Source organism: Chryseobacterium sp. JUb7 (assembly GCF_024806495.1).
In the GTDB taxonomy this organism is placed as follows: Bacteria; Bacteroidota; Bacteroidia; order Flavobacteriales; family Weeksellaceae; genus Chryseobacterium.
Genome location: NZ_JANUFF010000009.1, coordinates 89,922 through 113,819 on the forward strand (window position 1 = coordinate 89,922; position 23,898 = coordinate 113,819).

Genomic DNA, 23,898 nt, shown 5'->3' on the forward strand with positions numbered 1-23,898 from the left:
TATATTGAACTTAATTTTACGACACATATGAGAAGAAAAAATTTTATCCTTTTGTTATTACTATGCTTACAGATGGGTTTTGCACAGTATAAAATGCCAGTAGCTTTTGTGAGCTCATTACAACCAGCACAACCGGGACAGGAAGCCGGAATGTGTAATGATAATAATGCCAATACATTATATCATTCCCGCTATAATTTAACTACTGCTATGCCTGATCAGCTGAGCTTTAATTTTTCAAACCGTGTAAAAAGCGTAAATAGGTTGGTGTATAAACCCAGACTTGCCGGCCCAAACGGAATATGGACAAGTGTTAAAATTTCATATTCTACACAAACGAATCCAAACGTTTTCGTGGATGCAACGGGGATTATTACTTGGGCAGCGAATAATACAGCAAAAACCATTGATTTACCCACAGTTATTATCAAACCGGCGGTGATCAAAGTGGATGTGTTATCGGCTCAGAATAATTTTTCGAGCTGTGCCGAAATGGAGTTCTATTCTGATGAGCAGGTAGATCCCATACAGTCAGAATGTGTATTGCCTGCCAATGAGTTCGCTGCTTACACCGATATCCCGGTCTTGCCACAGGTTTCAGGATCATCAGCTTCAAGCATTCAGGCAGGAGAAGGCATTGAGAAATCTTTTGATGGTAATATAAATACTCTATATCATTGTGACTGGAATGCTACAGCTGCTACTTTCCCAATTTCTTTGGTTTACAGATTTGACGGACAGACTGCAATGAATTATTTGCGCTATACACCACGCCAAGATGGCGGACCAAACGGACTTTTTGGAAATGTAAAGATCAGTTATAACACCGTTTCCAATCCCAATTATATTGATCTGTCAATACAAAATTTCGGACAAACGAATACCATAAAAACAGTTGTTTTCCCTTCAGCAATTACTCCGTTAAATATAAAAATTGAAGTTCTGGACGGGAAAAATAATTTTGCAAGTTGTGCCGAAATGGAGTTTTTCAGGACTAATCCGAATAGTTTTGATCTTTCTGCCTATTCAAATATTTTTAATGATACGATATTAAGCACTTTAAAACCATCGGTCAGCCAGCAGGATATTAATGCAATTTCTTCACCTTTTATTAAAGGTTTAGCACAATGTTTATTTAATAATACATATCATAAAAAGTATAGGGTTCAGACGTTTTCAGCCTATAAAACAATTGAATCAATCAATACACAATACAAAATAGGGAACTATAATAATTATGAAAATCCAACAGGAATCGTATTTCAGACCAATACGACTGCTATTGTTTTTGCAAAAGATATTACTGCTGCCCATAAGGTATATTTAAAAATAAGAGATTTTGCCACTGAAGGCTCTTCTCCTGAAAAATCTTATGAACTGAAAAATGGACTGAATATTTTAAATATTACCAATGCCGGTTTAGGATATATATCTTATTATACCGATGATACCAATGCAGCTCCGATATCTGTAAATATTACTGCGGGAATTGTAAATGGTATTTACAAAAAAGGAACAGCTTCAGCGGAATGGACCGCAATGCTTACTAATGATGTTTATCCGAAAATTGATATAGAAGGCTATTACACAAAGCTTGTGATAAATAAATCAGCGGTAAGTAATTTTCTTTTACAAATCCTCAGCCGCTGATCGATAAATATGATGCGATTACAAAATCAGAAAGAGAAATGATGGGCTTTTTTAAATTTAATAAAAATATAAAAAACAGACAGCTTGTCTATACAGAATCTACGGGAGGCTGGTTTGCAGGAGGTCTGGGCGTTCATTTAGATCTTACATGGGGGCTTTCAAATTCCGCTTCGGCAACCGGACTTGATATTTGGGGAGTTGGTCATGAATTGGGACACGTCAATCAGGTACGACCTGGATTGAAATGGATAGGAACGACAGAAATTACCAATAATTTATACTCGTTATGGGCATATTATAATTTATATTCACCTACGGGAAGCAACAGGTTTACAAGGCTTGAAGGAGAAACTGCAGATAAAACGACTTTTCCTAAAGTGGCAGGAAACAGATTTGGAGAAATTATCATTCAGACACAGATCAATGGAAAAAATATTATGGATCAGTTCAGAATAGATTATGTGAATGCACTTGACGCTAACTTCAGAAGTCTTGTTCCGTTCTGGCAGTTAGAGTTATATTATCAGTTGGCGGGCGCTTCAAAAGGCGCTCAGAGACTGGCTTTTGATTCGGATATGTCTGATGAGGATACACAAACGCCTTCAGGTCCGGGAACAGGAGTGGACTATGCCCATTGGTTTGCCACGGTAGCAGAGAAGGTGAGAAATACAGATGAATCTCAGCTTAATCAAGGGCAGCTGATGATGAATTTTGTTAAAAATACATGCGATGCGGTACAGGAAGATCTTACTGATTTTTTTACAAGTACAGGTTTTTTAAGACCTATTAACGGGACTATTTCAGATTATTCGACAGATCAGCTTACTGTTACACAGAGCATGATTGATGATGTGAAAGCTTATATATTATCAAAAGGATATGCCAAACCGGTTTCACCAGTGATCAATTATCTTTCTGCAAATAGTGTGAATGCCTTTAAGGATCTTTTACCGGTTTCAGGAGTAACAGGAGTCGGAGCCCAGATTACCAATAATGCTCAGGGACAGTTTTTATTAGTTGACAATTCAAAATGGACTAATGCTGTTGCATTCGAAACTTACACTGCTGCCAATCAATTGATCAGCGTGTCTATTGTGGGGACGGGAGATACAACATTAGCGAATACGTATGTTGATTTTCCTTCTAATGCACAGAAAGTATATGCAGTTGGATATGATGGGCAAAAAATTCTGGTTTATCCGGCAAGCAGCCTGGCAGCTGAAGATGTGAAAGGAAGTAATAATGATTTTACTGTTTATCCTAATCCTGTAAAAAATGATGACAGGATAACCATCAGTATCAAAGATGCGAAAGGAAATTATACCTGCAAAATTCATACTGTTGCAGGGCAGTTCTTATCAGAATTTAAAGGCAATTCCGAAGAGATTAATCGTAGGGTGAATACTCAGTTCAACGGATTAACGAAGGGTGTATATATCCTCTCTTTTTCCAATGGAAATGAAAGTTATGCCACTAAAATAATCAAGAATTAATACTAAGTATTGAATTATTTATGAGGATGTAGTATCATTAAAAGGTTTGATTATTTAAAATTAACTAATAATTTATTTTATTAGTTAATTTTATTTTGGCACGATATTTTTATCTTTGCAGGATAAACACACACAATGGAAAAAAAATTATTATTCATTGTACTTTTCTGGAGTACAATGATCTTTGCTCAGCAGGAATATAAAATTCCTGCGATGAATGTGACTTCTCTACAAACTCCACAGACAGGACATGAAACATGGCAATGTAATGATGAAAATGTAAATACGCTTTATATTTCCAACAATAGCTTAAATATCGGAATACCGGACCGGCTGGATTTTAATTTCTCTAAAACAGTCAAAAGTGTCAACAAATTGGTATATAAACCAAGAGCCACAGGAACAGACGGAATATGGACGAGTGTTAAAATTTCTTACTCTACGCAAGCAAATCCATCAGTATTTATAAATGCAACAGGAATTATTTCTTTAGCAGAAGACAATACGGCCAAGACCATCACTTTGCCCAATCCGATCGTTAAGCCGGCTATGATAAGAATTGATGTGTTAGGCGGGAAAAATAATTTCTCAAGTTGTGCCGAAATGGAGTTTTATTCATCAGAAAATATGACTTCCGCATCTACTGAATGTGCACTTCCAACTAGTGGTATTTCGAATTATCAGGATGTAAAAGTTACTCCTCAGGTTAATGGTTCGTCAGCTTCCAGTTTTCAGAATGGTTATAATATTGAGAAATCTTTTGATGGAGACCCGACAACCCTTTATCATTCATCATGGTCTTCAGCAACTGTTTTTCCGGTAAAACTGATTTATAGATTTAACGGGCAAACTCCGATTAATTATCTGAAATATATTCCGAGACCCGGAGGTGGCAGCCATAATGGTTTTTTCGGGAATATAAAAATAAGTTATAATACTTCTTCTAATGCCAATTATATAGTTATTGCAACCCAAAATTTTCAGCAGAACGGTACTGCCAGAACAGTATATTTCCCCAATACCATCACTCCACTGAACATTAAAATTGAGGTTTTGGATGGCTTCGGTAATTATGCCAGCTGTGCAGAAATGGAATTTTACAGAAATAATCCGAACAGCTTAAATCCTTTAGCTTATGCCAATATTTTTAATGATACTATTTTTGGCGGTCTGAAAAGTAATGTAACTCAACAGAATATCAATGCCATAAGCTCACCTTTTGTAAAAGCTTTAGCACAGTGTTTATTTAACAATACTTACAATAAGAAATACAGGGTAAAAGAATTTCGTCCTTATAAAACATTAGAAAGCATTAATACTCAATATAAAATAGGAGGATATAATCCTTTTGAAAATGCGACAGGAATTGTATTCGAAGCGAATACTACGGCAGTAATTTTTGCAAAGGATATTACGGATGAATCGCCCGTAAATTTAAGAGTGAAAAACTTTGCGAATGAAACAAATGCTGAAAACAGTATTTATCCTTTAAAGAATGGGCTTAATATTATTAATATAACAAATAAAGGGTTAGGATATATTTCGTATTTCACGGATAAGGCATCTGCACCTACTGTTAAATTGAATATCACAACAGGGATTATCAATGGGATCTACACAACAGGAATTACAGATTCTAAAGACTGGATAGAAATGCTAGGAAATGGGGTTTATCCTAAAGTAGATATAGAAGGGCACTATGCTCAATTGCTAATTGATAAGTCTGCCATTAAAAATTTTCATTATACAACTCCTCAGCCTTTAATTGACAAATATGATGTTATTACAAAATCTGAGCGCGAAATGATGGGCTTTTTTAAGTTTAATAAAAATTTTAAAAACAGACAGTTCGTATATACAGCATCTCAGGGAGGATGGTTTGCTGGAGGGATAGGAGTACACTTAGACCTTACCTGGGGAGTACCTCGTGCTGTTTCAGCTTCAAATCTTGCCATCTGGGGAGTTGCCCATGAACTGGGGCATGTTAATCAGGTAAGCCCTGGTATAAGATGGGTAGGAACTACCGAAATTACCAATAATATCTATTCTTTATGGGCTGATTATAATCTTTATCCCCCTGTAGATAATAAAAAGCTTACAGGTATAGAGCGGGAAATTGCATATAAAACAGCCTTTCCAAGTGTAGTAGGAAACAGATTTGGGGAATTTATTATTCAGACAAAAATAAATGGTAAAAGCTTTTCAGATCAGCTTCGAGCAGATTTTGTAAATCCTAAGGATCAGCAGATCAGGACTCTTGTTCCGTTTTGGCAACTGATGTTATATTATCAGATAGCCGGAGCATCGAAAAATGCACCTGCTCTGGCATTTGATACTAATATGTCGGATGAAAATACGGCTACAAATCCTACGTCTCCTCCTGCGGGAACTCCTGATTATGCACACTGGTTCGGAACTGTTGTAGAAAAAGTCAGAAATACAAATGAGTCCCAGCTTACCAACGGACAGCTGGTGATGAATTTTGTGAAAAATACCTGTGATGCGGTACATGAAGATTTAACAGATTTCTTTACGACGACAGGATTTTTGGTTCCGATTAATGCTACTATCAAAGATTACTCTAACGGTCAGCTTACAATTACTCAAAGTATGATTGATGAGGTGAAAGCATACGTTGCATCTAAAGGATACGCAAAACCGACTTCACCTGTTATTAGTTATATTTCTGCAAATAGTGTGAATATTTATAAGAATAAATTACCACTTTCAGGAGTAACAGGAGTTGGAGCCCAGGTAATGAGCAATGCTCAGGGACAGTTTTTATTAGTTGACAATTCAAAATGGAACAATGCAGTTGCATTCGAAACATATGATACAAACAGTAAATTGATCAGCGTATCTGTGGTGGGAACAGGAGATCTGTCGATGGTCAATACATATGTTGATTTTCCTTCTAATGCACAGAAAGTATATGCTGTTGGATATGATGGGCAAAAAATATTGGTTTACCCGGCAAGTACACTGGCGACTGAAGAAGTTGTATTAAAAGACAGTAAGCTGATTATCTATCCTAATCCTGTAAAAAACGGCGACAGAGTTACGATCAGTATAAAAAATGCCAAAGGAAAGTATACCGCCAAAATTCATAATCTTTCAGGGCAGTCTGTATTTGAATATAATGGTACTATTGAAGAAATTAACGAAAAAATAAATAATCAATTCAACAGATTACTTCAAGGGATGTATATTATTTCTCTCTCCAATGGAAATGAAAACTATACAGGTAAAATAATTAAGAATTAACAATATTATTTAGATAGTAAAAACTCCCCGAGCGTCAGCGAGGGGAGTTTTTTATGGTTTTTGATTTAATGTGTGAAGTTTTTTCAGGCTTACATATTCATTTTTTTGAAATAATTACACACTTTAATTTTCTCCATCTTTTTTCCTGGCAACTGAACGGTTATCATTTAAATAAACGGACAAGAAAAATCCCCAAACAAAAAGTTTGAGGAGTATTATTTTTACTTAAATTTTACTTGCCGAAGAATATTCGATCCTGTTTTTGCTGATCATTATAAATAACCTGAAAATTGACCGGCATATACTGGTAAAGAAGCTTCCAGTGTTGAATTTTAGTATGTTTTTTAAAACTTTCAAATGACCTTACGAAAATGTTTTCAATAATATCTTTTACATAAGAATCTCCGACTTTGTAAATCAGATCCATCAGCTTGATGTGATGGGCAATAATATTCACTTTTGATTCCTGTAAAAGGTTTTTCAAATAATTTACCGTTGCCTGCATAATCCCTGCAAAGTTGTCTTGTTTAGACAGTTGTGCAATCTCATTGCGAAGTGGTGGATAGAAAAATTTTAAATATTCAATAGCTATTTTTTGATTAATAGTTTGCATTTGTACATTCATCATAATTAATATTTTTCAGAACTCTTTTACTGCGGCGAAAACTGTACCAAAGTTTATAAACAGGCAGCAAAAATAAATACACCGATAATCACGGCAATGTGAGTCGCTAAAATCTCTATATTGTGTTTGTTGGTCGATGTTTTCCAGGTTTTCCAGTCAGATATTTTTCTTATTTTTGTTTTCATAAAGGCTTGATTTTTAATAGGTTTTTATTTTGTGAATTTTAGTTCATTTGTAATAAAACGGACAAAAAATGTAATAAAAATTTTATGTGCCATGGGTGTAGATCTGCTTGGCATATATTTTCAGCAAATCTTCAGAAAGATGACTGAATATTACTTTTCTGAATTCCTGGCTGCAAAAAACCATTACACCATCCAAGGAATAGATAAAAGTGTTTTCTACAGCATTTTTTAATAACTGATCACCATTTTTGTAAATTTTGCCCATCTTATCCAAACTTTTAAATAAAACATTCCTGTCATTCTGTCGAATCATATTTTTTATACAATTGGTAAAAGTCTGGATGACATAATAAGAGTTTTGAGTCTTATTCTCTGTGAGTTCGTTTTGAATATCGGGAACAACATCAGAGATTTCCTGAACAGCTTCTAAATAATTCATATTTAAATAATTATGTTTTAAATTTTTTGAAAAAAGAACCAGATCAGCATTAATACGACAGCTAATGCCAACATTTTGTAGGATTTCAGCCATTTCGGAGTTTCCGGACCTTTACTTTTTAATCTTCTTAGTGTATCAAGGCGGTTTAATGTTTTTAAGTCCATTTTCATATGTTTTGAGAATCATAATGCCAAATAGTATTCCTTTAGAGGTTGTTTTGATTTAATTGATTGTTTTATAGTGGTTTATTTTATTTTTATTTAAATTTTAAATAAAAAAATCATGTCAAAATGATAAGGTTTTTATCAGAATGAAATACTGCTGATTCTCTGAGATAATTAATATCTTTGCAATCCAAAATATTTAAGATGTTTTCAAAAATCGTAGTACACAGAGTCGGAAATAAAATCAACGGAGAATCTTTAACGCTTTCTCAGGAAGAGTTGCAGTTGGAAGAAGGAATGGCAGAATTGCTTGAAGATTACTTTTTAGGATCTTTTAAATCGGAAGAAACATTCCATTTTTACAGTGATACCTATTTGGTTAATAATGCTGTTTTCAGTTCTGTATCTGAAATTTTTGATGATAAAGCCAAATTTCTTTGGGAATCTGAAAATATTGCAAAACACCTTTTTGAAGCTGCTGAAAATCCAAGAGTTCAGGGTGGAGAATTATTTATCGTATATTTTGAAGACGAAAGAGAAGGCACAGAAAGAGTGGATAAAATCGGAATTTTCAAAACTGAAAAAAGAGAATCTTTCCTTAAAATTTCTCCTAATCAGGAAACTTTTGATATCGAAAAAGATCAGGGAATCGGCTTGTCGAAAATTGATAAGGCTGCTTTAATCTATAATAATGATAAAGAAACGGGGTATGTACTTTCTGTGGTTGATAACAACAAAAACGGAGATATGTATTACTGGTTCGAAGATTTCTTAAAAGTAAAACAGCGTGATGATGAATATTTCCACACCCAGGAAGCATTGATGGTGTATAAAGATTATATCACAAAACAGCTACCTCAGGAATTTGAAGTTTCGAAGGCAGATCAGGCAGATTTTTTAAATAAATCAATCAATTTCTTTAAAGAAAAAGAAGAGTTTAAATTAGATGAATTTGCAACGGAAGTATTGGGAGATGAGCATGTAATTGAAAGTTTTAATAATTTTAAAACAGATTATGAGCAGGATATGCAGATCAATATTGCTGAGGAATTCCCGATCAGTGAAGCGGCTGTTAAGAAGACTCAGAGACATTTCAAGAGCATTATTAAATTAGATAAAAATTTCCACATCTACATCCATGGAGATCGTCAGAAACTGGCTACGGGAGAAGATGAAAAAGGGAAATATTATATGTTGTATTTCGATAAAGAAGTTTAAACTATAGAATTGCCCGGTTAATTAATAAAATGATAACTTTATAACCAATCACAAAATATTCGTTATGAAGTTCATGATCATTTTCTGGGCGCTTTATATGTTGTTTTTCTGCATACCGTTTCCAATTATCATTTATATGGCAACTTCGGAAACGCTTTTAGAACCAAGAAATTCGCTGATTGTCAGCTATATTTATCTTGGTTTTTCTGTTTTAGTATGGTTGTATGTGATTATATTTTTCATCAATAATCTTTTCGTAAAAACTTTTAAAGCTAAAAATACGATCAGTAATATTCTCAAAAACGGAACACCGAGAGACGCGAAAATTATTGATTATCAATTGATAAAATATAATGCTAAATCGAACATCAATGCCATTCAGATCAAACTTTCTTTTCAGAATTTGAGGAATGTTTTGATTGAACATGAGCTACTTTTTCATGATATTAAACCTCAGGAAAAGAGATTTGATGCTGGCAAAATAGTTAAAGTTTTATTGAATCCGGATATATCGGAAGAACCTTATTTTATTTTAAGCGGCCAACAGACCAAATTTAATCCTGTCGGAATGGTCTTAAGAATTTTGTTTGTGGTTTTTATGATCGCTTACGTTATTGGACTGTATTACTATTTCTACACAACAGAATCCTTTGATTTTGGATGGCGGTTTCTGACTTTCATGCATCCGATTATTTTCAGTGGAGTGATGTTTTTATTGACCATTTTCGTCTATCAAATGATTGTCGGAAAGTTTTTTAAGAAAACAAAAGAAGAACGCATTCTTTTTGCCGGAAGAAATGCCGAGGCCGAAATTATCAGCGTAAGTCAAACGGGTTTAACGGTGAATGATCAACCTCAGATTATGTTTCAGGTGAGTTTTAAAGATTTTAAGGGTAAAGAACATATTACAGTTTTCAAGAAAATAGTTAATCTTCTGGATTTGGCTTCTGTTCCCAGACAAGGTAAAATCGAGATTATGTATGATGAAAATAATCCTTCGAAAATTACAATTCCGAGGATGAATTAAATTAAAATATTACTTCTTCCTAAAAAACAAAGCTCTGCTATATTCATAATTCATTCTTGCGATATTTAATACAGAAATTCCTTGTGGACATTCAACTTCACAGGCCTCGGTATTGGAACAGTGCCCAAAATGCTCGGAATCCATTTGCTTTACCATATTCAAAACGCGGTTGCTTCGTTCTTCTTTTCCTTGTGGAAGCAAAACCATATGGGTGATTTTTGCTGAAGTAAATAACGCTGCACTTCCGTTTTTACAGGTTGCAACACACGCACCACAACCAATACATGCCGCAGAATCAAAGGCTTCTTCGGCAGTTTGATGCGTAACTGCAATGGCTGTTGCATCGGGAGCCTGTCCTGTATTTACAGAAACAAATCCACCTGAAGAAATAATCCTGTCAAATGCAGAGCGGTCAACTTTTAAATCTCTTTTTACGGGAAAGGCTTCAGCCCGGAAAGGCTCTATTAAAACGGTTTCTCCATCTTTAAAAGAACGTAAATGAAGCTGACAGGTTGTCGTGTGTTCCAACGGTCCGTGAGCCAATCCGTTGATCATCATTCCGCATTGTCCGCAGATCCCTTCACGACAGTCGTGATCGAATTCTACGGGTTCATCGCCTTCAACGATTAATTTCTCATTTAAAGTGTCCAGCATTTCAAGGAAAGACATGTGAGGATTCAATGCTGTCAAATCATAATTCACCAGTTTTCCTTCGCTCTGGTGGTCTTTCTGTCTCCATATTTTCAGATGTAAATCCATAATTTTTGTGTTTTGATAATGGTTTTTAATAAAATTCTTCGACAAGCTCAGCCTGACCCTGTGGATAGTTATATATTAATTTAGCATATAGTATTAGATTGTCATCCTGAGCTTGTCAAAAGGTTTTTACAATCCTACATTTAAAATATTTTTATTTATAACTTCTTACCGTCGGTTGTATTTGTTCAAAAATCAAAGGTTCTTTAATCAATTCCGGTTCATTATTTTCTCCGGTCCAGGCCCAGGCTGAGATGAACTGAAATTCAGCATCATTCCTCAATGCCTCTCCATCCGGAGTTTGATATTCTTCGCGAAAATGGGCACCACAAGATTCGTTTCGGGTTAAAGCATCGTAACACATCAGTTCACCAATTTCAAAATAATCGGCTACACGACCTGCTTTTTCGAGTTCGGTATTCATTGTGTTGCCTTGTCCGGAAACTTTGACGTCTTTATAAAACTCATTTTTCAACTTTCTGATTTCTTCGATGGCAAATTTTAGCCCCGCTTCATTTCGGGCTAAACCACAATAATCGTAGAGTAATTTCCCTAAGGTTTTATGAAAGTAATCCACTGTTTTTGTTCCCTTAATGTGGATGAAATTTTCAATCTGTTGTTTTACGTGACTTTCGGCTTTTTCAAATTCTATATCATCCGTTGAAATTTTTCCGGTATGAATTTCCTGAGCTAAATAATTTGCAATCGTGTAGGGCGCGATAAAATACCCATCAACAGAAGCCTGAAGTAAAGAATTTGCACCCAGTCGATTCGCACCATGATCAGCAAAATTAGCTTCACCTAATGCAAATAATCCGGGAATAGTAGTCATTAATTCATAATCTACCCAAAGCCCGCCCATCGAAAAGTGTGCAGAAGGCGAGATCATCATCGGCTCCTGATACGCATCATATCCTGTAATTTTAAGATACATGTCAAATAAATTTCCATATTTCTCCTGAATTTTTTCTTTTCCCTGCTCTTTAATAGCTTTAGAAAAATCAAGATAGACCGCATTTTTTAAAGGACCGATTCCGAAGCCTGCATCTATTCTTTCTTTGGCAGCTCTCGAAGAAATATCTCTTGGTGCTAAATTTCCAAAAGCAGGATATCGTCTTTCCAGATAATAATCTCTTTCATTTTCCAGGATATCATTGGGCTTTCTGGTTTCATTTTCATTTAAAGGAACCCAGATTCTGCCATCATTTCGCAAAGATTCAGACATCAAGGTTAATTTCGACTGATAATCTCCGGATTGTGGCAGTGAAGTAGGATGCACCTGAATCCAGCTCGGAGAAGCCATTAGTGCGCCTTTTTTATGTGCTCTCCAAATCGCAGAACCATTACAGCCCATTGCTAAAGTAGATAAGTAGTAGATTTTTCCATACCCGCCTGTTGCCAGAATAACAGCGTGGGCGGCATGCCTTTCAATTTCTCCGGTATCTAAATTTCTGACGATAATTCCTCTGGCTTTTCCGTCTATCATCACTAAATCCAGCATTTCGTGTCTTGAAAATAACTGCACGCTTTTCTTTCCAACTTGTCGCATCAATGCCTGATAAGCACCCAAAAGCAATTGCTGTCCGGTCTGTCCTCTTGCATAGAAAGTCCGGCTCACCTGAACCCCTCCAAAAGAACGGTTGTTCAGATAACCTCCGTATTCTCTCCCAAATGGAACGCCTTGTGCAACGGCCTGGTCGATGAGGTTCAGAGAACATTCTGCCATACGGTATACGTTAGCTTCACGGGCTCTGAAATCTCCGCCCTTCAGGGTGTCAACAAACATTCTGTAGACACTGTCACCATCATTTTTATAATTTTTGGCAGCATTTACACCGCCTTGTGCAGCTACGGAATGTGCTCTTCTCGGGCTGTCCTGAAAACAGAATGATTTTACATTATAGCCCATTTCACCCAGTGAAGCGGCAATGGAGCTTCCCGCTAATCCGGTCCCGACAACGATGATGTCTAATTTTTTTCGGTTGGCAGGATTGACAAGCTTGGCTGTTTTTTTATAGTTTTCCCATTTTTTATCGAGGGATCCTTCCGGTATTTTTGAATTTAAAATCATGATTTTTTCAATTTAACGGTACGTGAAGAATACATAAACCGGCATTAAGGCAAATCCAACACTGATGATGATTGAATAAGCGATTCCAACAGTTTTAAACCATTGTACAAACTTGGGATGAAATAATCCCAGGGTTCTGACAGCGCTGTAAATTCCATGAATCAAATGATAACACAAAGCAATCATCGAAATGACATAAATAACAACGTACCACCATTCTTTGAAGACAGTGACCACCAGAATGTACAGATCTTTATTTCCATTATTGTCTAAAGGAGGGTTTCCGAATTTATAGATATACCAGAAATTCTGAAAATGGATCACCTGGAAAATTAATAACAAAGTTCCTAAAATCCCCATATTTCTGGAATACCATTTACTGGCTCTTCCGCGTCTGTCGGATTGATAGTTGGCTCCTGATTTTTTATTTTTTAAGGTGATTATTAAACCATCTAAAGCATGAAGAATAATACTCGCATACAAAACATAGGAAACGATTTTAATCACAATATTTCCCGACAGAAAATGCGAATATGCATTAAACTGGAGATGTGCCTGCTCCTGTGGTAAAAAAAGCTGGAGATTGCCCAAGAAATGAATCAGCAGAAAGAAGCTCAGGAAAAGTCCTGTAAGACACATCAGCATTTTTCTTGATAAGGTTGACAGCATGTTTTTTGATTTTTGTGTTAAATTAGAAATGGAGGTTGGAGGAGGGAAGCTGGAGGTTTATTAACGTATATTAACAGCATTTTTCATAAACTTCCAGCCTCCAGCCTCGTGCTTCGAGCTTCCGTTTTAATAATATCCTAAAACTTTCATCCAAAGTCCACCGACTCCCATGTAAATGATCAACAGGACAATTCCGATTTCAAGTCCTCGGAGCCACCATGCTTTTAAGTCGACATATCCGCTTCCGAAAAATACAGGTGCAGGACCGTGACCGTAATGCGTCAGTACTCCATAAATTGAACCTAAGAAACCAAGCATCATAGCCAGCAGCATCGGAGGAATTCCGACTGCTACGCCAACTCCCAGTAAAGCGGCATACATGGCTGCAACGTGAGCTGTTGCACTCGCGAAAATATAGTGGCTGAAAAAGTATACGAGTATAATCACGGGAAAAGCAACCGTCCAGGTCATATGCCCGATTTTAACTTTAATCAGATCACTGAACCATCCGATGAATCCCAATTCATTGAGAGAACTGGCCATCATTACCAATACCGCAAACCAAACGATAGTGTCCCAGGCTCCTTTTTCAGATTTTACGTCTTCCCAGGTTAATACTGAGGTTAATAAAAGCAAAGTTAAGCCAATGAAAGCCGTTGTGGTTGCATCAATAGACAGCGCGCCACCGAAAATCCAAAGTCCCAATAGAATGAAGAATGCCAATAACATCAGCCATTCATTTTTAGAAATTGGTCCCATTTCTTTTAATTTTTGAGCCGCCATTTTCGGAGCATCACCTGTTTTCTTTAATTCTGGCGGATATAATTTGTATAACACTAAAGGCACTACAAAGAAAGCGACCAATCCAGGAACAAAACCCGCGGCAGCCCAGGACATCCAGGTAATATTTATGCCCAGATTCGCTGCAAATTTCTGACACATCGGATTACTCGCCGTTCCTGTAAGAAACATGGAAGATGCGATGAGGTTCATATAATAACTGTTTAATGTTAAATAAGAGCCTAATTTTCTATGTGTTTCCGGTTTATCAGGAACAGAATCGAAACTGATGGCCATAGATTTCATAATCGGATAAATAATACCACCACCTCTGGCTGTATTACTTGGAATAGCCGGGGCTAAACAGACATCAGCCAGTCCTAATCCATATGCCAGTCCCAGAGAGCTTTTTCCAAAAATTCTGATGAATAAAAAAGCAATTCTGTTTCCCAAACCTGTTTTGATAAATCCTCTTGCGATAAAGAACGAAATCCCGATCAGCCAGATCACTTTATCTCCAAATCCGGAAAGTGCTTTTGTGATTGATTTTCCTCCATCGCCAGGGGCGACAACCTGTGTAAGTGCAGTGAACCCGATTGCCATCATACACATCGTTCCCATCGGGGCAGCTTTTAGGATAATTCCTAAAATAGTCGCTGCAAAAATAGCAAAAAGATGCCAGGCATTTTCGGTTACTCCTTCCGGTACAGGAATAAACCATATAATGAGCGCGACAGCAAAGGTTATCGCTACATTTCTAATATTAATTTCTTTCATAATAGTTTGTTTTTTTTATGTTTAAAATCTACTCTGTACCTGAACAATGAATAAATTATTATCGTATTGTGATGTATTTTCTACCTGGTATTTATATCGGTCAAACTGAACACCCAGCTGGATTCTGGCACCGTAATTTTTTAAGAACTCAAGTCCGAACATAGGAGTGATCGTCTGTCTCGGATTGGAGTTTAATCTGAAATTGGTATCCAGATATTCATAACGGCATGAAAGTTCAAAAGCACTCAGGTTTTTATGATTGATCTCGTACCGTAAATTGGGTAAGAAATAAGCGCCACGAATCAAATATTCATCAGGATTTGAAGGTCTTAACTCCGGAGCTACAGCAAAATACAACGGATGATTGGTGGCCTGTTTAGCTTCCAGCTGCATATCCAGACTCCATCTCGGATCAAAATTGACGAGTGAATTTAAGTCGACTCCCACAGCATAAATTTTCTTGCCGAAAACTTCTCCGATTCCCCCATTTAGACCAAGGTTCAGGTTATATTTTTTTACCAGACCAAAAACTAGCCTGGTGGAATACTGCTTTCCGTTATCGTTATCATTCACTTGGTTTTTTCCGTTTCCATTCACGACAGAAACAGCATATTGAAAGGGGATTTTACCTAATTCCAGCTGTCCGGTTGCAGAAAGTCCGATCTGAAAACTGGTCCATCCCAATTTTCCGAATTCGGTATACTGATTAGACCAGTCCAGAGATTTAATAATATCGATCGGGTAGGTTTCTTCAATTCCGAACCATGGTCTGAACTGTCCTACTGTAAAGGCTAATTTCGGATTGAAGGTGTATTTTAAATAAGCATTTTCCAGAACTCTTGATTTGGGGTCATTTTTAAAGTCTGCTAAATTGGCAAGCGCTACCACTTCAGTCCGTTTACTGATCTGAGCCCGGACCTGCACTCTCATGTATTTTACCATAAAATTATTACTGGTTCCGGATTCATCCGAATGATGAAGCCCGTTTACATCTACATCTTTTGTCATCCCGACCAGATAGCGTGCCTGAAATAGACCTTTTATCTGAAGTTGAGGATATTTTACATGATCTTCCTCCTGTTGTTTGGATTGTAGAGAATCCGGTATTTGTGCACGAACTGATAACGAAAACAGCATAAAGCAAAATAAAAGATTGCTCTTTTTTGTTGAAAAAAAGGTCATAGTGGTTGTGTTTTAATGAACGAAATATTTTTTTGAATTTAATTAAGCCCTAAAAATTTAAAAGGCTTTGATTCTTTGAAATCTTTATTTGATTTTCCGTTGTAAGTCTGAAAATTACTTAGATCCAGTTTCATCACTTTTCCTTTTGAGCTTAAATCAAAGTCTTTAAGATCTACCCAGAAGGTGTTGGGAGTAAAAACGGTCTCAAAATAGTAGACCAGGTTTTTCTGATCGGAAACTGAGCGCCATCTTGTAGATGAAATATTAGGTTCGGTTTCTGAAGAAATTCCATAAGGAACAGAACAGTTTCTGATCACGCTGAAAACACTTGCTACAGCCGTTCTCGGATCTGAAGTCTGTGGAATTGCATTGATGTAATAAGAGGCTCTTACAAAACGGTCTGCAGCACGGTTGGTACCCGGAAGCATTACCGTTCCCGGAATACCTTTCCAATAATTATTTAAAGCCAATTGCTCGTTGAAAACCGGAGAATTGGTCATCACAGTATATTCCGGAGAATGATGAATGACTAATTTCCCGTTAATATATTCAAAAACGGCATTGTCTCCTGAAGCATCAGAAAGCGAAAGATGAATGGTTGTAAATCTTTCTGTTCCCGGAATATAATCGCTTACAATAGCGAAAGTTTCTTTTTGTGCATATTCCACAGCTTCTTTTACTGTGGCAAAATTATCAAGAAAATATTGAGCCCATAGAGAAATGGCAATCCCTTTTTGTTTGCCTTTCGGATTGAATTTTGGATATTGAGATTCTCCCAGCCAGAGAAGATTGGCTACCAGACCTTTTTCATTCATTCCGTCTGAAGAGGCGATATCCCATGAAGTACTCACAATACTTCCGTATCTGGATTTCCATTTCTCAGAAAGAGACCCGACTTCTCCGGTTCTTTCGATCCCTTTTGGAAGAATCCACAAGTTAGCAGGAATCTCATCTCGCCAGTCCATGGATCGGGCAGTGATCACGGTGTTTTCAGGACCTTTGTAGACGACCCTTGTACAGGCTTCATATTCACTCCAAACTCCTAATGACAGAATAAAAGAAAAAAGAATTGAGGGGAAATTTTTCATAATAATATTTTTAAGTTAGGTGAATTTTTATATTGAATTTCTAACAAGAATATTTTAATGATTTTTAATGGTTTTCAATATTTGGTGATATAAATTTAACTAATTTTGTTTAATTAACATAAATTTTTTAAAAATTAATATTCAATTCATGCTAATAATCACATTTACAAAATTTTGCATTGAAAATCGTTGGAATTTCCGTATATTATAAATAAAACAGCATTTAAATGTTAAAAATTGAAATGATTTTTTGCCTGAAAAAAGATGTATTTTCTCTACGTATCTACCGAATGGCGCGTGTTTTAACACTTTTAAGATTTGATACCACAAAGTAATATTGCTTTAAAAAATTCGTTATATTTGATACATCAAAGTAATATATGAATTTTGTAGAATGTCATGAAGAGCCCATCCATATTCCGGGCTATATACAAAGTTTTGGATATCTTATTGGCATCGATGCAATATCTCATTCCATAGCTTTTTTTAGTCAGAATATTAAGGATATTTTTACGATCGAAAACACCGAACAGCTTTTCGATAAGAAGATTACGGATTTTCCTGAAAGTTTTCAGGACATTATACAGTCAGACATTTACAATTCGCTCAATAATTTCGCAAGACGAGAAAATGAAACGTATTTTGATAAAATTGTTATCAAGGATAAGGAATATCATTTCTCGGTTTTCAGAAGTGGTAAAAATATCTTTCTGGAGTTTGAAGGTGTTTCAACCAATCCTAACAAAAGGATATCCAATAAGTACGATAATTTCTACATCATTGATGACGAACAGGAGCTTTGGGATCAGCTTTTAAGTACGCTTTCCAAAATTGTGAATTATGACCGGATGATGGTCTATAAATTCATGATGGACGGCTCGGGAAAGGTGATCGCTGAGAAAAGAGATGATAATATGGAAAGTTATCTTGGGCTGCATTACCCGGAATCAGATATTCCGAGACAGGCCCGTGAACTCTATCTCAAAAAAAGAAAAAGAATTTTCAGTAATGTGTACGCAGAAACTGTTCCGGTGCTGAGTAAAAGCAGTAAACCTATTGATCTTACTTTTACGGCAACGCGTGCTATGTCGCCTATTCATGGGCAGTATATTAAAAACTCGGGAGCTTCTTCGAGCTTTAGTGTTTCTATCATTATTGATGATCATCTCTGGGGGCTGGTAACCTGCCAGAATTCTGAACCTAAACATATAGATCTTGAAGACAGAGTGCAGGCTGGAATTTTTACTGCCCTGGCATCCAATGCCTATTCTTCTTTTAAGTCTAAAAAAGAATTGAACTACCGACTGGAGCTTAATGAAGTATCTTCACAGCTTAAATCAGAATTTTTAAAACATAACAGTCTATTTGATTCTTTGGTCGAAAATAAAGCTGAAATCAAAGATCTTCCTGAAGCTGATGGTTTAGCCATTGTTTCAGATGAAAATATTGTGACAGAAGGGATCGTTCCGGACAATGAAATGATTAAAAGAATCGTCGACTGGGCTCATGAAAATACCGATGAGGTTGTTTATTCCAACAGAAGTTTTCTGAAAAATTATGGCGAAACGCTTCGCTTGGATGAGAACAGTGCCGGAATCATTATTTATTTTGTTGAAAAGAGTAAAAATGAAATGTTGATATGGTTCCGAAAAGAATTTGATGAACATATCAACTGGGCCGGAAATCCAGAGAAGAAAATAGGTGTATTTTCTCAAAACGGTGAGGAGAAGCAAATTGTCTCGCCAAGAACTTCTTTTCATCTGTTTACAGAAAATATCAAAGGAAATTCAAAGCGGTGGAATTCAAGAAATATCGCTGCAGTACAGGCTGTGCGTGATCTTATTCTTGAAACTTCCCATAAAAATTATATTACCATCAAAAGGCTTAATGATGAGCTTAAGCAGGTGAATGAAGAGCTGGACAGTTTTTCATATACCATTTCACATGATTTGGGAACTCCTTTAACGGTGATGAAGCTGAATGCTCAGATGTTATTGAACAGTCTTACAGACGGCTCTGAAAAAAGTAAAAATAAAATCAACTCCATTATTGAAGAGATTGATAATATGGCAGAAATGATGCATGACGTTTTACAGCTGAGCCGCGCAAAACATAGCGAAATTGAGCTGGAGAATATTGAAACTATTAAAACCATTCAAAAGATCTCCGAAAACGCAAAAATTACTTTTGACAGTCCGAGAAGTGAAATTATTATCAAAGATTGTCCTGATGTTTTAGCGGATAAAACTATGCTTCACCAGGTCTTTTTAAATATCATCAACAATGCGGTTAAATATTCTTCACAAAGCGAGCAACCCAGAGTTGAAATTGAAGGTACAGAAGACGGACAGACGATTATTTACAGAATTTCTGATAACGGAATAGGAATTCCCGAAGAGGAAAAATATAAGATGTTTAAAATTTTCAACAGAATGGATAATGCGAAAAAATTTAAAGGAAATGGAGTAGGATTATCCATCGTACACCGAATTATGAAAAGAATTGGTGGAAATGTTGATTATAATAGCAATAAAGAGGGGACAAGTTTCATTTTAACGTTTAAAAAACCTTAAATTTGGGAAACTTTTTAAAACCTTATTATGGTATCAGAATATCTTAAACAAAATACTGCTGAGTTTCACGATGCGGCTGAGAAATTATTTAGTTCTGAAAAAATCTTTAGCAGAACTTTCACTTTAGAAGACTATAAAAAAATCATCCATACCAACTATTTGATGCTTCTTCACTCTGAAGACAAAATTTTCAGCAGTCTTGCAGATAAGTTTTCTGATAAACTTCAGTTAACGGACAGAAAAAAGCTTCCTCTTATAGAAAAAGATCTTGAAAGTCTGGCTTTAGAAAATCAGGCTGCCTCTCATACTCTTGAATTTGATAATGAAAATGAGGCTTTGGGAGCCATGTATGTGATCGAAGGTTCTACTCTGGGAGGGAATGTAATTGCTAAGCAGCTTTCTAAAACAGAAGGATTTGATAACGTAACATTTAATTTCTTCGGATGTTATCAGGAAAATACAGGGCCTATGTGGAAAAGCTTCAAAGAAGTTCTGGATACTGAAGTAAAAGAGGAAAACTACAACGAAGTATTGTCCGGCGCTAAAAAGCTATATACGTTCTTATTAAACGTTAATTAATACACTTTATAATTAAAATTCCTGAAAGATTGCCCAATTTTTCAGGAATTGTTAAATTTGGGCTGTTTCAATTGTAAACTAAACTTAAACGAATAATTTAAAAAATAAATCAAAATGAAAGTAACTGTAGTAGGAGCAGGCGCTGTAGGAGCTAGCTGTGCAGAATACATCGCAATGAAAAACTTCTGTTCAGAAGTAGTTTTAGTAGACATTAAAGAAGGATTTGCTGAAGGTAAAGCAATGGATTTGATGCAGACAGCATCTCTTAACGGATTCGATACAAAAATTACCGGAACAACAGGAGATTACAGCAAAACTGCAGGTTCTCATGTAGCGGTTATTACTTCAGGAATTCCAAGAAAACCGGGAATGACAAGAGAAGAATTAATCGGGATCAACGCAGGAATCGTAAAAGACGTTACTGCCAACTTGGTAAAACATTCTCCGGAAGTGATCATTATTGTGGTTTCTAACCCAATGGATACTATGGCATATTTGGTACACAAAACTTCAGGTCTTCCTAAGCACAAAATCATCGGAATGGGTGGTGCTTTAGATTCTGCAAGATTCAAATACAGATTGGCGGAGGCTTTAGAAGCTCCAATTTCTGACGTAGACGGAATGGTAATCGCTGCTCACAGTGATACGGGGATGCTTCCTCTATTGAGCAAGGCGACAAGAAACGGTGTTCCTGTAACTGAGTTCTTAGATGACGAACAACAAAAATATGTTATCGAAGAAACTAAAGTAGGTGGTGCTACGCTTACTAAATTATTAGGAACTTCTGCTTGGTATGCTCCAGGTGCTGCTGTGTCTGTAATGGTACAGGCAATTGCTTGCGACCAAAAGAAAATGATCCCTTGTTCTCTAATGCTTGAAGGAGAATATGGACAAAATGATATCTGCCTAGGTGTTCCTGCTATTATCGGAGCAAATGGTGTAGAAAAAATCGTAAACGTTACCCTTACTGCTGACGAGCAGTTGAAATTTGCTGAAGCTGCTAAAGCGGTAAGAGAAGTGAATGGGGATTTGAAGTTTTAATTAAAAACTTAATATATAGATAGAGCCTGAAATTTAATTTTCAGGCTTTTTTATACTTTATCTATTCAAGTTCTTGACTATTCCCTTGAGTAAAAGAAATTAATTTATGTCAATCGTTTGTACTAAACTTTCCCAGTTATTATTTTCATAATAATCCAGCTTGCTGTAGCCGTTGATATTATTAATTGTATAAGTTGCTTTTATATTTTTCAAATCACTTTCTTCGATATACATTCCGGTTAAGGGATTATCAGGGAATCTTGCTGAATTTGGTTTTTTAAAGAAAACTAAAATTTGGAAATAACCATTATTATATTCAGGTTTGGCAGTTAGGCAATAGTCTTTTAATTGTTCCGAACTAATATCTTTATCAACTTCGAAAAGTGTCATTTGATTAAAATTGCCATCACTTCTGGCTTCTTCTTTACTGTCAATTTTCTTAATTTTACTGTTGTCATATTCAGACTTTAGTTGATGCTTTGATACTTCCATACTATATTTATGTGTATTATAATCTATAATTGAAATGCTATCTGCTGAAGTTGTTACTGATTTATTTTCTTTCTGATTTTTATTACAGCTTAATAAAACTAATAAAATAATTCCCTTTTTTAAACTATGTCTTTTATTCATTATCATTTTTTATAGTTATTTAAAACTAAAAAATGATGATGTTAGATTATTACGGAAAACCATAACAGAAAACGATATGGTCAAATAAAATGATTAATTTTTTAATGTCTTGAATTTATTTCTAAATCAATTATTTAAGAACAAAAAAAGACAGAACTATAAAATTCTGTCTTCATTTTGATAGTTAATAAAGTATATTAATTAATAAATACGACAACATTGCCGCTAGTAGGATTTCCAACGTAGTTCCATGTTGCGGTGATACCGGTTGGTGTGCTGTCATTGAAGCCTCCATTGCCACTGTTAACAAATCCACAGTCTCTTCCAAGCTGTAAAAATTCACCGTTAGCAAAATTTAAATCAATAGATTGCCAAGAAGTTACATTGGTGATTGCGGGGCTTATCATAACTCCTGCAGAAGTATTGTAAGTCTGACCGGGAATTCCAATAGCTTCAGAAATAACAGCCCATTCATTGATATGTGGAGCTGTAATAGGCACTGGTGTATGGCTCGTATTGTATTGAGAATACGTTACCATGCTTGATGGTGGTAATGGCGTGGCGGAAATCCCTTGAACGATGGGTTGGCAGTCAATAGGCTGCGTGTTGTCGTTCGTACCTACGAGTCTTAAATTGACACTTTGTGAAGAAAAGTTATAGATCGTCATTGTCCCGCTCTGAGCGTATGCGATAGTTCCGATTAATAATAAAAGGAATAATGAGATTTTTTTCATGTAAATTTTGTTAAAGCATAAAGATTAAAGAGAAGAATTTGGATAACTGTCCTGGAAAATTTCCATTGCCCATGCAATCATTTTTGCTTTATCACCATGGGTTGTTTTTTCGATTTGCTCCTCTTTTATTCCTGTTGACTTGATAAGGTCTTTCGCGGCAGGAAGGAGAATGTCTTTTCTTTGTTCACTCATTTCTGGGAACGGGACATTCTTGCGTTTTTTCTCAAACATAGGAATATCTTTAGCATTGTTGAAGGTAATGATTGCCTTCTTAAAATTCTGAACAGCTTCAGCCGTTTGATTTTCCTGAGCCATAGCCGGAATACTTTCATTACTGCATGAAGTCATAGCAAAGAAGCATGCAACTGCAAACAAAAAAGTTTTTTTCATAGTTATTTAAATTTAGCCTGTAGTTTTTATGATACAATTAGTTAATGAATACTATGACATTATTTCCCAGAGCGTTCCATGTTGCTGTTATATTACCTGTGGTTGCTCCGCTAAATATCCCGGTACCGCCACCTCCACAATGTACACCCAGGTTGATGAATCCGCCGTTTGAAAAGTTAAGATCGATGGTATGCCACGCTGTAAGATTTGAAAGTTGTGGTGGAATGGTAGCTCCTGTTGATACATTATAATTCTGGCTTGGAATACTATTTTCGTCCGAGATTACATACCATTCGTTGATAGCAGGGGTTTGCAGATAACTGGAATTATATGTTGGATAAGTTACAGAGCTTGAAGGAGCTAAAGGAGCCACAGGATAACCTGTAACCACCGGCTGACAGTCAATATTAAAGGCATTGAGTTGAGAACCTACCAGTCTGTACGTAACATTGTATGCTGAGAAATTATAGATGGTAATAGCTCCTGCCTGAGCGTATGCGATAGTTCCGATTAATAATAAAAGGAATAGTGATATTTTTTTCATAAGAATTCTGTTAGGA

General features: G+C 36.0%; 22 protein-coding genes. 8 read left to right on the forward strand and 14 right to left on the reverse strand.

All coding sequences use genetic code 11. The features are described 5' to 3' along the window. Nucleotides 1-27: 27 nt before the first annotated feature. The 3 genes from M2373_RS15985 to M2373_RS15995 all read left to right on the forward strand — a co-directional run bounded on the left by M2373_RS15985 (nt 28) and on the right by M2373_RS15995 (nt 6,407). Complete coding sequence (locus M2373_RS15985; protein WP_259112050.1) at nt 28-1,650, forward strand: discoidin domain-containing protein; 1,623 nt, start codon at nt 28-30, stop codon at nt 1,648-1,650. 38 nt (nt 1,651-1,688) lie between these two features. Beyond that, complete coding sequence (locus M2373_RS15990; RefSeq protein ID WP_259112051.1) at nt 1,689-3,143, forward strand: M60 family metallopeptidase; 1,455 nt, start codon at nt 1,689-1,691, stop codon at nt 3,141-3,143. A gap of 135 nt (nt 3,144-3,278) precedes the next feature. Then, complete coding sequence (locus tag M2373_RS15995) at nt 3,279-6,407, forward strand: M60 family metallopeptidase (protein ID WP_259112052.1); 3,129 nt, start codon at nt 3,279-3,281, stop codon at nt 6,405-6,407. Nucleotides 6,408-6,639: 232 nt separating this feature from the next. Here the strand turns inward: M2373_RS15995 and M2373_RS16000 are convergent, their stop codons facing one another. The 4 genes from M2373_RS16000 to M2373_RS16015 form a co-directional block, all read right to left on the reverse strand. Then, the gene (locus M2373_RS16000) at nt 6,640-7,035 is read right to left on the reverse strand and encodes a hypothetical protein (RefSeq protein WP_259112053.1); all 396 of its coding nucleotides are present in this window, start codon (nt 7,033-7,035) and stop codon (nt 6,640-6,642) included. 50 nt (nt 7,036-7,085) lie between these two features. Beyond that, nucleotides 7,086-7,217 (reverse strand): hypothetical protein, encoded by a 132-nt coding sequence (locus M2373_RS16005; protein WP_259112054.1) that lies wholly within the window; start codon nt 7,215-7,217, stop codon nt 7,086-7,088. Between the two features lie 82 nt (nt 7,218-7,299). Continuing rightward, on the reverse strand, nt 7,300-7,656 hold the full coding sequence (locus tag M2373_RS16010) for a hypothetical protein (protein WP_259112055.1): 357 nt from the start codon (nt 7,654-7,656) through the stop codon (nt 7,300-7,302). Nucleotides 7,657-7,673: 17 nt separating this feature from the next. Next, nucleotides 7,674-7,820, reverse strand: coding sequence for a hypothetical protein (locus M2373_RS16015; protein WP_259112056.1), 147 nt, complete (start codon nt 7,818-7,820; stop codon nt 7,674-7,676). Between the two features lie 204 nt (nt 7,821-8,024). On the opposite strand from M2373_RS16015, the gene M2373_RS16020 reads away from it, so the two are divergent. Together M2373_RS16020 and M2373_RS16025 are read left to right on the forward strand one after the other, a co-directional pair. Further along, a complete protein-coding gene (locus tag M2373_RS16020) occupies nt 8,025-9,038 on the forward strand; it encodes a nucleoid-associated protein (protein ID WP_259112057.1) in 1,014 nt (337 codons plus the stop codon). A gap of 64 nt (nt 9,039-9,102) precedes the next feature. Beyond that, nucleotides 9,103-10,065 (forward strand): hypothetical protein, encoded by a 963-nt coding sequence (locus M2373_RS16025; protein WP_259112058.1) that lies wholly within the window; start codon nt 9,103-9,105, stop codon nt 10,063-10,065. Between the two features lie 9 nt (nt 10,066-10,074). On the opposite strand, the gene M2373_RS16030 is transcribed toward M2373_RS16025, so the two are convergent. The 6 genes from M2373_RS16030 to M2373_RS16055 form a co-directional block, all read right to left on the reverse strand. After that, a complete protein-coding gene (locus M2373_RS16030) occupies nt 10,075-10,824 on the reverse strand; it encodes a succinate dehydrogenase/fumarate reductase iron-sulfur subunit (RefSeq protein WP_259112059.1) in 750 nt (249 codons plus the stop codon). 151 nt (nt 10,825-10,975) lie between these two features. Then, a complete protein-coding gene (locus tag M2373_RS16035; RefSeq protein ID WP_259112060.1) occupies nt 10,976-12,892 on the reverse strand; it encodes a fumarate reductase/succinate dehydrogenase flavoprotein subunit in 1,917 nt (638 codons plus the stop codon). Between the two features lie 12 nt (nt 12,893-12,904). Further along, entirely contained in the window at nt 12,905-13,561 is a 657-nt protein-coding gene (locus M2373_RS16040; protein WP_259112061.1) for a succinate dehydrogenase cytochrome b subunit, read from the reverse strand. Between the two features lie 126 nt (nt 13,562-13,687). Continuing rightward, a complete protein-coding gene (locus tag M2373_RS16045) occupies nt 13,688-15,118 on the reverse strand; it encodes an anion permease (protein WP_259112062.1) in 1,431 nt (476 codons plus the stop codon). A 21-nt stretch (nt 15,119-15,139) separates the two neighbouring features. Continuing rightward, on the reverse strand, nt 15,140-16,300 hold the full coding sequence (locus M2373_RS16050; RefSeq protein WP_259112063.1) for an OprO/OprP family phosphate-selective porin: 1,161 nt from the start codon (nt 16,298-16,300) through the stop codon (nt 15,140-15,142). Nucleotides 16,301-16,338: 38 nt separating this feature from the next. Continuing rightward, the gene (locus M2373_RS16055; protein WP_259112064.1) at nt 16,339-17,388 is read right to left on the reverse strand and encodes a linear amide C-N hydrolase; all 1,050 of its coding nucleotides are present in this window, start codon (nt 17,386-17,388) and stop codon (nt 16,339-16,341) included. A gap of 380 nt (nt 17,389-17,768) precedes the next feature. Between M2373_RS16055 and M2373_RS16060 the strand changes: the two genes are divergently transcribed. From M2373_RS16060 to M2373_RS16070, 3 genes are all read left to right on the forward strand, one after another. After that, nucleotides 17,769-19,961 (forward strand): ATP-binding protein, encoded by a 2,193-nt coding sequence (locus M2373_RS16060; RefSeq protein WP_259112065.1) that lies wholly within the window; start codon nt 17,769-17,771, stop codon nt 19,959-19,961. A gap of 27 nt (nt 19,962-19,988) precedes the next feature. Further along, nucleotides 19,989-20,540 carry a biliverdin-producing heme oxygenase gene (locus tag M2373_RS16065; RefSeq protein ID WP_259112066.1) on the forward strand — a complete coding sequence of 184 codons (552 nt, stop codon included), beginning with the start codon at nt 19,989-19,991 and terminating at the stop codon, nt 20,538-20,540. Nucleotides 20,541-20,654: 114 nt separating this feature from the next. Next, nucleotides 20,655-21,581: a malate dehydrogenase gene (locus M2373_RS16070; RefSeq protein WP_259112067.1), complete on the forward strand. Its 927-nt coding sequence runs from the start codon at nt 20,655-20,657 to the stop codon at nt 21,579-21,581. Nucleotides 21,582-21,680: 99 nt separating this feature from the next. Here the strand turns inward: M2373_RS16070 and M2373_RS16075 are convergent, their stop codons facing one another. The 4 genes from M2373_RS16075 to M2373_RS16090 form a co-directional block, all read right to left on the reverse strand. After that, nucleotides 21,681-22,214, reverse strand: a complete 534-nt coding sequence (locus tag M2373_RS16075; RefSeq protein WP_259112068.1) for a hypothetical protein — start codon at nt 22,212-22,214, stop codon at nt 21,681-21,683. Nucleotides 22,215-22,411: 197 nt separating this feature from the next. Next, complete coding sequence (locus M2373_RS16080) at nt 22,412-22,948, reverse strand: hypothetical protein (RefSeq protein WP_259112069.1); 537 nt, start codon at nt 22,946-22,948, stop codon at nt 22,412-22,414. Between the two features lie 24 nt (nt 22,949-22,972). Next, nucleotides 22,973-23,338 carry a hypothetical protein gene (locus tag M2373_RS16085; protein WP_259112070.1) on the reverse strand — a complete coding sequence of 122 codons (366 nt, stop codon included), beginning with the start codon at nt 23,336-23,338 and terminating at the stop codon, nt 22,973-22,975. 37 nt (nt 23,339-23,375) lie between these two features. Further along, nucleotides 23,376-23,882, reverse strand: a complete 507-nt coding sequence (locus tag M2373_RS16090; RefSeq protein ID WP_259112071.1) for a hypothetical protein — start codon at nt 23,880-23,882, stop codon at nt 23,376-23,378. Nucleotides 23,883-23,898: the final 16 nt, after the last annotated feature.